11 protein-coding genes are annotated in these 13725 nt (G+C 41.1%); all 11 read left to right on the plus strand.

Annotation, left to right across the window (positions count from 1 at the left end):
* The first annotated feature begins 126 nt into the window (after positions 1-126).
* The 11 genes from hpaD (at position 127) to PR709_RS07395 (ending at position 13725) form a co-directional block, all read left to right on the plus strand.
* A complete protein-coding gene (gene hpaD / locus PR709_RS07345; RefSeq protein ID WP_004927362.1) occupies positions 127-1008 on the plus strand; it encodes a 3,4-dihydroxyphenylacetate 2,3-dioxygenase in 882 nt (293 codons plus the stop codon).
* Between the two features lie 9 nt (positions 1009-1017).
* Positions 1018-1398, plus strand: coding sequence for a 5-carboxymethyl-2-hydroxymuconate Delta-isomerase (locus PR709_RS07350; protein ID WP_004927358.1), 381 nt, complete (start codon positions 1018-1020; stop codon positions 1396-1398).
* Between the two features lie 9 nt (positions 1399-1407).
* Positions 1408-2634, plus strand: a complete 1227-nt coding sequence (locus tag PR709_RS07355; RefSeq protein ID WP_004927355.1) for a Bcr/CflA family multidrug efflux MFS transporter — start codon at positions 1408-1410, stop codon at positions 2632-2634.
* The gene (locus tag PR709_RS07360; protein ID WP_004927350.1) at positions 2631-4097 is read left to right on the plus strand and encodes an NAD-dependent succinate-semialdehyde dehydrogenase; all 1467 of its coding nucleotides are present in this window, start codon (positions 2631-2633) and stop codon (positions 4095-4097) included. The genes PR709_RS07355 and PR709_RS07360 overlap by 4 nt, the downstream gene beginning before the upstream one ends.
* A 102-nt stretch (positions 4098-4199) precedes the next feature.
* Positions 4200-5003 carry a 2-oxo-hept-4-ene-1,7-dioate hydratase gene (gene hpaH, locus PR709_RS07365; protein WP_004927346.1) on the plus strand — a complete coding sequence of 268 codons (804 nt, stop codon included), beginning with the start codon at positions 4200-4202 and terminating at the stop codon, positions 5001-5003.
* A gap of 10 nt (positions 5004-5013) precedes the next feature.
* On the plus strand, positions 5014-5820 hold the full coding sequence (hpaI, locus tag PR709_RS07370) for a 4-hydroxy-2-oxoheptanedioate aldolase (protein ID WP_004927343.1): 807 nt from the start codon (positions 5014-5016) through the stop codon (positions 5818-5820).
* Between the two features lie 323 nt (positions 5821-6143).
* Positions 6144-7514 (plus strand): 4-hydroxyphenylacetate permease, encoded by a 1371-nt coding sequence (gene hpaX / locus PR709_RS07375; protein ID WP_004927339.1) that lies wholly within the window; start codon positions 6144-6146, stop codon positions 7512-7514.
* A 75-nt stretch (positions 7515-7589) separates the two neighbouring features.
* Positions 7590-8474 (plus strand): 4-hydroxyphenylacetate catabolism regulatory protein HpaA, encoded by an 885-nt coding sequence (gene hpaA, locus PR709_RS07380; RefSeq protein ID WP_004927338.1) that lies wholly within the window; start codon positions 7590-7592, stop codon positions 8472-8474.
* Between the two features lie 458 nt (positions 8475-8932).
* Positions 8933-9268, plus strand: a complete 336-nt coding sequence (locus tag PR709_RS07385; protein WP_004927336.1) for a hypothetical protein — start codon at positions 8933-8935, stop codon at positions 9266-9268.
* A 49-nt stretch (positions 9269-9317) separates the two neighbouring features.
* Positions 9318-11429, plus strand: coding sequence for a UDP-forming cellulose synthase catalytic subunit (gene bcsA / locus PR709_RS07390; RefSeq protein ID WP_272570842.1), 2112 nt, complete (start codon positions 9318-9320; stop codon positions 11427-11429).
* Positions 11422-13725, plus strand: coding sequence for a cellulose biosynthesis cyclic di-GMP-binding regulatory protein BcsB (locus PR709_RS07395; protein WP_004927332.1), 2304 nt, complete (start codon positions 11422-11424; stop codon positions 13723-13725). The genes bcsA and PR709_RS07395 overlap by 8 nt, the downstream gene beginning before the upstream one ends.

Genomic DNA, 13725 nt, shown 5'->3' on the forward strand with positions numbered 1-13725 from the left:
GATATTTAGTTTATTGGAAATTCAATAATAAATATTTAATCTAACTTATGCCCTAAATAATTCGGGCTGTAGCGAAAAATCACTCACACGCTACAGCTCGAAATATCACGGGGGAGGTAAAAACTTATGGGTAAATTAGCACTTGCGGCAAAAATAACGCATGTTCCATCCATGTACTTGTCAGAATTACCCGGCAAACATCATGGCTGCCGCCAATCCGCCATTGACGGTCATAAAGAGATCAGCCGCCGCTGCCGCGAACTTGGTGTTGATACTATTATTGTTTTTGATACTCACTGGTTAGTTAACAGTGCATATCACATCAACTGTGCCGATCACTTTAAAGGGATCTATACGAGTAACGAACTCCCTCATTTTATTCGTGATATGGAATATGAATATGATGGTAACTCCGAGCTTGGTCGCATGATCGGTGAAGAAGCCCGTAAACTAGGCGTTCGTGCTCAATCCCACGAAATCCCAAGCCTAACGTTAGAATATGCCACCTTAGTTCCTATGCGCTATATGAATAGTGATCGCCACTTTAAAGTGATCTCTATTTCTGCATTTTGCACCTCTCACAGTTTTGAAGACAGCCGTAAATTAGGCGAAGCCGTACTCACAGCCATCGAAAAATATGATGGCACGGTTGCCGTACTCGCGAGTGGCTCATTATCGCATCGCTTTATTGATGACCATCGTGCAGAAGAAGGGATGAACAATTATACCCGTGAATTTGATGAGCAAATGGATAAGCGTGTCGTCAAATTGTGGCGTGAAGGCCGTTTTAGTGAGTTCTGTAAGATGCTGCCGGAATACGCTGACTACTGTTATGGCGAAGGTCATATGCACGATACGGTGATGCTATTAGGCATGCTAGGTTGGGATAAATATGCAGAAAAAGTTGAAGTGCTGACCGATTTGTTCGCCAGTTCAGGTACCGGACAAATTAACGCTATTTTCCCGTTGCCAAGCTATATCACCGATAAACAAAAAGTCAGTGCGTAAGGAGTCGTCATGCCGCATTTTATTGCTGAGTGTACCGACAATATCCGTGAACAAGCGAATTTGCCTGAGCTATTTTCCAAGGTAAATAGTGCATTAGCAGGAACTGGCATTTTTCCTTTAGGCGGCATTCGTAGCCGTGCTATTTGGTTAGATACTTGGCAGATGGCTGATGGTAAACATGATTACGCCTTTGTCCATATGACACTCAAAATTGGTTCAGGGCGTTCTCTTGAAGATCGTCAAAAAACAGGTGAAATGCTATTTACCCTTATCAAAGAACACTTTGCTCAGTTAATGAGTGATAGGTATCTCGCTCTATCATTTACCATGGAAGAGCTTGATCCCGTGTTGAATTACAAACAAAACAATGTTCACGCTTTATTTAAATAAGGAAGCCTGATGCCGACGCCATTCGATAAACAGATCCCTCGCTACTTGATCCCATTATTAGGGTCACTGGTTGCATTTGGGCCATTATCGATAGATATGTATCTGCCTGCTCTGCCGCAAATGGGAAATGACCTCCAGGCGAGCCAAGGGCAGATGCAGTATACACTCGGCGCATTCTTTGCTGGCTTCTGTATTGGCATGTTGTTTTATGGGCCACTCAGCGACATTCTTGGTCGCCGTAAGATGCTGTTAAGTGGCCTAACTATTTTTACGCTCGCAAGTTTACTGTGCGCGCAAGCCTCTTCGGCTGACGCATTAATTGCTTTTCGTGCGTTACAAGCCTTCGGTAGTGGAGCCGCCATTGTCATGGCACGAGCCATTGCTCGAGACGTTTACCCAACAGGTGAACTGCCTAAAGTTTTATCTTTGATGACGTTAGTCACTATGATAGCGCCCTTACTGGCTCCCCTACTCGGTGGCTTTTTATTAATTCACTTTCAGTGGCAAGCGATCTTCTATCTTCTTGCACTGATAGGTCTTTGTTCTGCAAGTTGTATTTTCTTCTTGCTTCCTGAAACCTTGACACCGCAGAAAGAATCTAAAAATTTACTCAGTGTCGCGTTTCAAAATTACGCTCAAGTTTTAAGCGATAGAGAAGCACTGAGTATTATCGGTACGATGGCATTCTCTTTTGCGGGTATGTTTGCCTTTATCAGCGGCTCTCCCTTTGTTTATATCAACTATTTTGGCGTATCGGAGCAGCACTACGGTTTATTATTCGGCTGTAATATTCTCGGGATGATAGTGGTATTACTACTGAATGTCAGACTGCTCAAAGTATACAGTTTAACTCGCATACTCTGCCTACAAAGTGGTGCGCAATTACTGTTTGGGCTATTACTACTCATTTTCTACCAGCAAAGCCTGCCTATTATTGTTATTCTGGTGGTGCTGTTTTTATCGATGGTCAATGCTATCGGTACAAATAGCTTATCACTGTTATTGCAGCATCGAGGAAAAATTGCCGGTAGCGCCAGTGCGCTTGCTATTTCGATTCAATTTGCATTGGCGGCGCTGGCAAGTGTTGCAGTTTCTGTACTACAGGATGAATCCCCATTTGCTATGGCACTGGTTATGGCTGTCTGTGCCGGATTAAGTTTCACAAGCCAACGTTTCTCGGCTAAAAATGTCCGCTCACAGTTAGTCTCAGTGCCTTCGGAGAAAAAAGAAAAATGAGTATCAATGTCAATTCTACCTTATTCCGCCAGCAGGCTTATATCAACGGTCAATGGGTTAACGCCAACGACAATAGTCAATTCGATGTCACTAACCCTGCGAACGGTGAAGTCATTGCAAAAGTCAGTAATGTAGGTGCAGCACAAACCCAACAAGCGATTGATGCTGCGGAAAAAGCCCTACCCGCTTGGCGTGCTAAAAGTGCCAAAGAGCGTAGCCAAATTCTTAATAAGTGGTTCCAATTGATGATGGAAAACCAAAAAGAGCTTGCAGAGCTACTCAGTTGGGAGCAAGGCAAATCCATCACAGAATCAATGGGTGAAATCGCCTATGGTGCAAGCTTTATTGAGTGGTTTGCCGAGGAAGGTAAACGCGTTTATGGCGAAACAATCCCATCTCCACTTCCTGGTCGCCGCTTAGTGACGATTAAACAGCCTGTGGGTGTGGTCGCTGCGATTACGCCATGGAACTTCCCAAATGCCATGATCACCCGTAAGGTTGGTCCAGCACTGGCGGCAGGATGTACGATGGTACTGAAACCTGCGGCTGAGACCCCATTATCAGCATTAGCACTAGCAGCATTAGGTGAAGAAGCTGGTATCCCAGCAGGGGTGTTCAACATCGTGCCAGGTACAGATGCAAAAGCCATTGGTGGTGTACTCACATCAAGTCCTGTTGTTCGTAAACTGACTTTCACTGGCTCCACTCGTGTCGGCAAATTACTGATGGCACAATGTGCCGATACAGTGAAAAAGCTATCATTGGAGCTCGGTGGCAATGCGCCTTTTATCGTGTTTGACGATGCCGACCTTGATGCCGCCGTACAGGGCGCATTAGCGGCTAAATTCCGCAACAGCGGGCAAACCTGTGTTTGTGCTAACCGTATTTTAGTTCAAGAAGGCGTCTATGATGAATTTGCTAAACGCTTAGCAAAAGCAGTCACTGAGCTAAAAATCGGCCCAGCAACTCAAGCCGATTCACAACAAGGCCCTCTGATTAACCAAGCTGCGGTTGATAAAGTCACCGAGCATATTGCAGATGCAGTTTCTAAAGGCGCACGCGTACTGGCAGGCGGTAAACCTGCTTCATTAGGCGGATTGTTCTTCGAGCCAACCGTATTAGCAGACGTCACCGAATCTATGATCGTCGCCAAAGAAGAGACTTTTGGTCCATTGGCGCCTCTGTTTAAGTTCCGCGATGAACAAGAAGCCATTGATTTAGCAAATGATACCGAATTTGGTCTGGCTTCCTATTTCTATTCTAGAGATATCGGCCGCATCTACCGTGTTGCAGAAGCACTCGAAAGCGGCATGGTCGGTATCAATGAAGGCATTATCTCAAATGAAGTTGCCCCATTTGGTGGCATTAAGCAGTCAGGGCTGGGGCGTGAAGGTTCACGTTACGGAATTGAAGACTATCTGGAAGTGAAATATCTCTGCTTCGGTGGGCTATCTACAAACTAATTTGACCTTTACAGATTAGCGCACTGCCATCTGGCAGTGCGGGTTAGAAAGCGCCCAACGTTTCTTGCGTGATAAGCAGAGTTCAACAGGAGCAATACTCGCATGTTACAAAAAGATGTCATATCGCAAGTTGCACAGCGCCTTAATCAGGCCGAGAAAACACGTGAACAGATCCGTCAGATTTCATTGGATCATCCACAAATCACCATTGAAGACGCATACGCTATTCAACGTGAATGGGTTGGCCTAAAAATCGCTGAAGGTCGTTCACTGAAAGGCCATAAAATTGGCTTAACATCGAAAGCTATGCAGGCTAGTTCTCAAATTGATGAACCTGACTACGGTGCACTTCTCGACGATATGTTTTTTGACGATGGTTGTGAAATTCCAACAGATCGTTTTATCGTTCCACGTATTGAAGTTGAGCTAGCATTTGTTTTAGCAAAACCCTTAAGTGGCCCAAACTGCACCCTGTTTGATGTTTATAACGCAACTGATTATGTCATACCGGCACTTGAGCTTATTGATGCCCGTTGCCACGGTATTGATCCTGAAACAAAGCGCCCACGCAAAGTATTCGATACCATTTCAGATAATGCGGCGAATGCGGCGGTGATCTTAGGGGGGAGACCAATCAAACCTCGCGACCTTGATTTACGATGGATCAGTGCATTGCTGTACCGTAACGGTGTTATTGAAGAGTCTGGCGTCGCGGCTGCGGTACTTAACCACCCTGCAAACGGGGTTGCTTGGCTGGCAAATAAACTCGCGCCACACAACGTCCAACTAGAAGCTGGCCAAATCATTTTAGGCGGCTCATTTACTCGACCGGTTCCTGCTCGTAAAGGGGATGTATTTCATGTGGACTACGGCGTGATGGGTTCCGTCAGTTGCCGCTTCGTATAAGGAGATCATCGTGGATATCCTACAAAATAAATTTAAACATGCACTAAAAGAAGGTCGACCACAAATCGGTTTATGGCTGGGGCTATGCAGCTCATATAGTGCTGAATTGGTGGCTGGAGCAGGTTTTGACTGGCTACTGATTGATGGTGAACACGCTCCTAATAATGTACAAACAATATTAACTCAATTACAGGCAATCGCACCTTATCCATCGCAGCCGGTTGTACGTCCACCTTGGAATGATCCTGTCATTATTAAACAGTTATTGGATATTGGGGCACAAACATTATTACTGCCTATGGTGCAAAATGCAGAGCAAGCACAGCAAGCTGTTCGCGCCACACGCTACCCTCCGGCGGGGATCCGCGGTGTGGGGAGCGCTCTAGCACGTGCATCACGTTGGAATCGTATTCCTAATTATCTGCAACGGGCCAATGATGAGATGTGTGTCATTGTGCAAGTCGAAACCCGTGAAGCTATCAATAATCTTTCGGAAATATTACAAGTCGAAGGGATCGATGGCGTCTTTATTGGGCCAGCTGATCTCAGTGCAGACATGGGCTATTCAGGTAATCCAAATCATCCCGAAGTGAAGGCAGTCATCGAAAAGGCTATTGTCCAAATTCGTGCTGCGGATATTGCCCCTGGTATTTTAATGGCAGCGCCAGACGTCGCTGAACATTATTTAAAATTAGGTGCACTATTTGTTGCGGTTGGTGTGGATACAACATTGCTAGCGCGTAGCGCAGAAGCATTAGCGGCTCGCTTTGGCAATACCGTTTCTGAAGTGACATCTAACACACCCAGTGTGTATTAGTGATTTGCAATACAGTAGTAAACACCCAAAGCCATTAAGATAACTCGATCTTTCGGTTGTAAATACTTCGAGTTTGTCTCTAAGCGCTAAGCAAAAATCGCCGAGGAGCATGGATTATTGTGTGACTCGGATAGATAAGCAAGAGCGAATAATGAAACAACTTGGAATATGGCAAACCAATTACCCTACAAATATCAATCTGGTGGCTAAGGGAAAACAACATTAACAACCCTGTACCTACGGGGCAGACATGTTATATGGCTGCCTAAGAGCTTTTTGTACCCATAATAGCATTAAATGCATATAAATGAGGGAATTACAAAATGAGCAATTTATCCAATGTTGCTGAAAAAAATCCTGCTGAACAGCATAAAAATTTAACTGAACCACAACAACGCGTAATTAAAAAATTATTTCGCCGCCTAATTGTCTTTTTATTTGTATTATTTGTTTTTTCTTTCCTTGACCGCATTAATATCGGTTTTGCGGGTCTGACTATGGGGAAAGACATTGGTCTGACATCAACGATGTTTGGCCTTGCTGCCACACTATTTTATGCAACCTATGTTATTTTTGGGATACCTAGCAATATTATGTTGGGTATTGTGGGCGCCCGCCGTTGGATTGCCACCATCATGGTACTGTGGGGCATCGCCTCAACAGCCACAATGTTCGCAACAGGCCCGACAAGCCTCTATATTTTGCGGATGCTAGTCGGCGTCGCCGAAGCTGGCTTTTTACCGGGTATCCTAGTTTATTTAACTTACTGGTTTCCTGCTTATTTCCGCGCCCGTGCTAACGCTTTATTTATGGTGGCCATGCCTGTCACAATGGCATTTGGTTCCCTAGCATCGGGTTACATCCTCGAAATGGATGGTATTTTAAACCTAAAAGGCTGGCAGTGGCTGTTCCTGCTGGAAGGTTTCCCTTCAGTGATCTTAGGCGTGCTGGTCTGGTTCTACCTTGATGATTCGCCAGATAAAGCAAAATGGCTAACGAAAGAAGACAAAGAGAGTCTTCAAGAAATGATGGAGCAAGATAAGTTAGAATTGGTTCAGCCGCACGGTTCGAAAAGCCATACGGCATTACAGAATACTAGCTTATGGAAAGAGATTTTTACCCCTGTTGTCTTAATGTATACCGTGGCCTATTTCTGCCTGACCAATACGCTCAGTGCCATTAATATCTGGACGCCACAAATTATGCAGAGCTTTAATGAAGGCAGTAGTAACGCCATGATAGGCCTACTGACGGCTATCCCTCAGTTCTGTACTATACTTGGTATGGTGTATTGGAGCCGGCGTTCTGACAGATTACAAGAACGTAAAATGCACACCGCACTCCCCTACCTATTTGCAGCGGCAGGTTGGGTATTAGCGGCACTGACACATCATCCTGTCATCCAATTAATTGGTATCATTATGGCATCGACAGGTTCATTTACCGCAATGGCTGTATTCTGGACCACGCCAGACCAATCCATCAGTTTACGTGCTCGTGCTGTTGGTATTGCTGTTATCAACGCAACAGGTAATATTGGTTCAGCGGTCAGCCCACTACTGATTGGTTGGCTAAAAGACCAAACAGGTAGCTTCAATTCAGGGCTGTACTTTGTCGCTGGGTTGTTGGTCGTTGGGGCGCTATTAGTCGCATTTATCCCCATGAAGAGCTCACGTCCTAGAGCAACACCGTAATATTCAAAGATAACAAAATAGTCGAGCCGCAATCCTCTGTATTGCGGCTCGAAACCAACAGAGTAAAGGGAGAATGTGGTGTCATCATTAATAACCAATATTGATATCAGTAAAGATTATGATGAAACACAAGGGAATGATGATGTTCATTACCAAACATTCGGTAATATGGCCGCCTTTTTTGGCCGTGATATGCAAGCACATCGACATGATGGCTTTTTTCAGTTGCACTACCTTGAAACAGGTCATATCACATTACAACTTGATGACCTACGTTATTCAGTCCAAGCCCCTTTATTTATTCTAACGCCGCCTTCTGTTCCTCATGCCTTTTTTACTCAAGAAGATACAGATGGGCACGTGCTGACCGTTCGCCAAGATTTAATCATCCCTTTATTAGAATCACTTTACCCTGCTAACCCTGATTTAGTCTCTATTCCTGCGATTTGTTTGTCCGTTGCTGATAAACCCGATGACCTTGAAACTTTTAATCACTATTGGGCACTAATGGCTCGCGAATCGGCCAATAGCTACGCCGGACGCGATCAGGTATTATCCTCTTTAGCTCAAGCGCTATTTACTTTCCTATTACGCTCAATTCCCCTTGATGACCACCCAGTTAGTGGTGTAAGAGGAGAACATCGCCTATTCCAACGTTTTAACCAGCTTATTGATTCACACTACCATGAGCACCTTTCTGTTCCCGAATATGCAGACAAACTGGGTGTTACCGAATCTCGTCTCAAAGATATGTGCCGACGTTTCGCTAACCGCCCCCCCAAGCGCCTGATTTTTGACCGCATATTACGAGAAGCGAAACGTATGCTATTGTTTTGTGACAGCCCTGTATCAGAAATAGCCTACCAACTTGGATTTAAAGATCCGGCTTACTTTGCACGCTTCTTTAACCGTTTAGTTGGGGATTCCCCTAGCCAATGGCGAGATAAAAATATCCACTAATCTATGATAGTTAAACTTAATCATGACACGTGGTTATTGAAAATTTTAACGCTGTCTATTAACGCGTTTCTCTGCTATTTATCGCAATAACCATAATAAAAATATTTAATAAACTGCTTTATTTATAAATTGTTCATTACTAATATCTATAAGTAATAATCAATGCGTATTTTCTATTTTTCATTGTCATTTTATTTATTAATAATAACTATTAAAATGAAATAAATTAACAATTACTATTTATTCAAATTTCACAATTACATCATATTTTAAAATTAAATCAGGATGTTATATAACGTATCTCTATAGATTATTTACATATTAATCAATTAGGTATTTTTACTTAATTCTATAACTAAATATTATATCAAAATAAGATGATTTACCTAAAAGACCATGGTAAAAATCACTCATTCTACGTGTAATGGTGTTTGTTATTCTCAGGGTGAAGGTTAACTATGTACGATGATTTAAATTCATTAAGCCGTCAGCTTAAAATGGATAATTTTTCTTTCCTTGAAATTGAAGAAACCACTCAATCCAAGGATGAACAGCCATTATCTAATATGGCTATTAAGCAAGAACTCCCATTACCTGAGAAAATTGAAGTGGTTTCTGAATCAACGACTCAGCCCCAGCCAACCCAACCAAATGAGTCTTACTCAACAATTAATGAGTTTTCTCATTTCCTTAATTATAAAAATAATCACTACCATAATACAGCGGACTCAGCTTCTCATACGGAGCAACTTGTTATACTGAGTGAACTCTTTTCAAGTATTAGTAAAAAATAAAATACTCATTTACCTATAGTATAATAAAACCTCATTATGAGTTAGTGATATGCAAAAAACACTCAAAATCGTTACGTCTATACTTTTGTTATTCTTATTTATTTTATTAATTATCATTCCTCTAGATAGTGATAAACAGTTTCTATTAGGAGGCGTGTTAATTGTATTTACATTCTTTATTGGAATATTTAAAAATAAAAAACTACAGCTTGCCTTGATATTAATATCACTACTTTGTACTTCTCGTTATATCTGGTGGCGGGCAACAACGACCCTTTATTTTGATTCTTATATTGAGCTGATTTTAGGATCATTACTATTTATTGCGGAACTATATTCATTAGCTATTCTATTATTCGGTTATATTCAAACCTGTTGGCCATTAAAAAGAACGATCGCCCCCTTACCGAAAGATACTTCATTATGGCCAACGGTTGATCTATTTATTCCAACCTATAATGAAAGTATTGATATCGTCAAAGATACAGCGCTTGCTGCACAGTGTATCGAATATCCTAAAGATAAATTAAAAATTTATATATTAGATGATGGAAAGCGAGATGAGTTTCGCCAGTTAGCTGAAGATATTCAAGTTGGCTATATGATCCGCCCTGATAATAACCATGCAAAAGCAGGAAACCTTAATCATGCATTAACAAAAACGCATGGTGAACTGATTTGTATTTTTGATTGCGACCATGTAGCGACACGCGTATTTTTACAAGCAACAGTAGGGGCATTTTTAGTCGATGAAAAACTCGCTTTGATCCAAACCCCCCATTATTTTTACTCTAAAGATCCCTTTGAACGTAATTTAAGTGCGGCTAAAAGAGCGCCGCATGAAGGTGCGCTATTTTATGGTCCAGTGCAGCAAGGTAACGATAATTGGAATGCCGCGTTTTTCTGTGGCTCTTGTGCGGTAATTCGCCGCAGTGCCTTAAAAGAGACAAATGGATTTGCGGTAGAAACGGTTACCGAAGATGCCCATACGGCCCTTAAATTGCAGCGTAAGGGATGGAATACCGCTTTCTTAGATATTCCTCTTTCAGCGGGTTTAGCGACTGAACGCTTAACTTTGCACATTAACCAACGTATACGTTGGGCACGAGGCATGACACAGATTTTTCGCGTCGATAACCCGCTATTAGGTAAAGGTCTGACATTTACACAACGTATCTGTTATTTAAATGCCATGCTACATTTTCAGTATGGGCTACCTCGAGCGATTTTCCTCTTATCCCCTTTGGTTTTTATTCTATTTGATTTAAATATTATCTCATCATCCGCAACACTCATATTTTCTTATGCGCTACCTCATTTGATTACTTCTAACTATGTCAATTCAAAACTTGTCGGTAGCTATCGCTATTCTTTCTGGGGGGAAATTTATGAAACAGTGATGGCTTTTCATTTAATACTCCCAACATTGATGAGCTTAATATCGCCAAAACTCGGTAAATTTAATGTTACTGATAAAGGTGATTTAACAGATAAAAACTATTTTGATCACACGGCCGTTCGCCCGCTCCTTATTGTCGCCGTACTTTTAGTCGCCGCAATTGGGATTGCCTTATTCAAATGGATTATGGGTCTATATCATTATATTGATGACGGTGTCATTGTGATTAACCTTATATGGGGTATTTATAGCTTACTGATTGTCCTCGCTTCTATATCGGTAGCAAAAGAGACCAAACAGTTACGTCGAGACACGAGGGTTCCTGCATCAATCCCTGTGACCGTTTATTTTTCTGATAATAGCGTTATAGAAACTCAGTCCATTGATCTCTCCATGAGTGGGGCAAGACTTAACTTCCCATTTGAGCATAATGTTACACAGACATTTATTACACAAATTGCCATTGGTATAGGCAAAGAAAGAGCATTTATCCCGATCCAGCAAGCATGGATTGATAATAAGCAATTAAGAATGGAATTTGCTCACTTAACTCATGCTATTCGACGTGATGTTGTACGTGTTGTATTAACTCGAGCAGATGCTTGGTTTAAACCTAAACATGCAAACGACAAACCATTAAGGTCATTTATCGACGTGCTGCAATGTGCATTTGAATTGTTCATTATCCGTAAAGATAAGAAGGCCACGGATAATTCCATTTTGCTTTCAAAACAAAATAGTAAAGAGCAGCATCATGTTTAACCGCCTGAAATTAATATTTATCGCTTACGCGTTATTAATAAGTCATACGGCCGCATTTGCCGTAGAGAGAGTGGATACACAGAAAAAAGTTTCTGCGCCATTAGACTTTATATTAAATAATGGGCTAATAAAAAATAGCGATGTTATAGACACTACCGCTGAAGAAATTACCTTGAAAAAAATTGGCCTCATAAACGGCCTGACCTTAAGTGGTGATAAACTCCAATCTGGTATTAGTTTTACTTTGCCCTATGATTTTATTGTTATAAATGCAGAAATACGCTTAATCATTTCAATCAAAGAAACTGAAAATATCGAAAAGGATAATTTACAAATAACGCTAAATGATCAGTCTTTAGGTTCGATACCGTTATCTCAACTTCATGAAAATAAATCGACTTTTACTTTAAAAGTGCCAAACGCCATTCTCTCTTCTAAGAACAATTTAAACTTTCAGATCATTAGTAATGATGACATCATTAATAATGAGTGGACATGCCAGCGCCCAGACTTAAAAGATCTTAATCTTGAGATTTCCCCTTTAACCTCAATGGCATTAAAAGGGGTATTAATGAATACGCGTAAATCACTCATGGATTTTCCTCGGCCATTTTTAGATCCTTTAAAAATGAATAGCAATGAACTTGCTTTTATCTATGCCGCTTCACCGACCCCAGATACCTTAATGGCCTCTGCCATTGTAGCCTCTATTTTTGGCATCAAAAGTGGGGAAAAAGGGAACCATTTCAATGTTTATCTTGATGAATTACCGGAAAAGCATGCTGTTTTATTCACAATGGCGGATGAGACCATTTCAGGGATCTCCTTTAATCAGGCTAAAGGCCCAAATATCAGAATTATAGATAACCCTGTAAACGAGAAATACAAAATCTTGGTCATTAGTGGACGTCATGCACATGAGCTGCGTCAGGCCGCTTACCAACTCTTTACACCTGATTTACCTGACAGCAGCGATATGGCTATCGCCAACTATCATATACAAAAACGGCAAGCTTATGATGCCCCTAACTGGCTTTCGGCGAAAAAAATAATCACTTTCAGCCAAATAATTAAAAGTCGCGACGCCCTGCAATCCCGCTTGTTTTGGAATGAAGAGAAAAACATTATTTTTCGCCTTCCACCTGATGTATTCATGTTATCAGGGAACAAAATCCCCGTGAAAATAGACTATACGTTTGATGGTAAAAATTGGATTGATATGAAGCATTCGATGCTAACTATCGCATTGAACTATCAATTTTTAAAAAATATTTCTGCTCAAAAACACAGCATTATTAGTCCAATCGCGGAGTTTTTTACTAATAACCACGACAACAGCACAACACTTTATCTTGATAGCGCAAGCTTATTTGGTGAAAACAGACTAAGCTTTTATTTTAATATCACACCGCATCAAGAAACGCCTTGTAATATCCGTAATAATGGTGAGATTGTTAATCAAATATTGTCTAGCTCTACATTTGATCTCAGTAATATTTCCAATTTTGGGGAGCTACCAAATACGGCTTGGTTTTTAAATGGCCTATTCCCATTTACGAAATATGCCGATTTATCAGATACCGTCATTTTATTAACCAAAAATCCAGCTAAAGAAGAAATCGCATTAATGCTTCATTTAATGGAAAAAGCAGGACGCATTACTGGCTTTCCGGTTAGTCAGGTCACCATACTCACTGATACAACAAAACCACAAAATAATTTAAAACTCACGAGTTCGAATATTATTGCAATCTCTAAATTAAAAGAGATCGCAGCATTCAAGCCACTAATAAAAGATACCTCTTATCATTATAGTTATGGGCAATTACAAGTCATGCCCCCTTCTCTATTGCAGAAACTGAAACTGCTTCTACTCGGAGAATGGAAAAATCAATTTGAAGAAGCAAACAATATTTTAATAAATTCACAAAAATGGCGAGGATTACTCAGCTTCCCATCACCTTGGTCTAGCAACAAAGTCGTGACCATTTTAACTGCGACTAACAGTGAACAACTGAAAAAACTCCATGATGATATTGATAAGCCTGGAAGACAACAACTCGAATCGGGTGATATCTTGCTATTTAATGATTTTGATGATGTTAAGGTTCTGCGAGTTAATGCATCATTTTTATCAGGCGAATTACCGCTACACACATTAGTCCTTTGGTTTTTTAGCCAACATTTATTTCTATTAATGGCTATGTTATTTACCACCTTATTCCTTATGAGTTTGTATTTGTTTAAAAGATTAAAAAACCATGAATCCAAACGTCTATCAAGGATGAAAAAATAA

The organism is Providencia sp. PROV267, assembly GCF_028477825.1.
GTDB classification, from domain to species: Bacteria; Pseudomonadota; Gammaproteobacteria; order Enterobacterales; family Enterobacteriaceae; genus Providencia; species Providencia stuartii.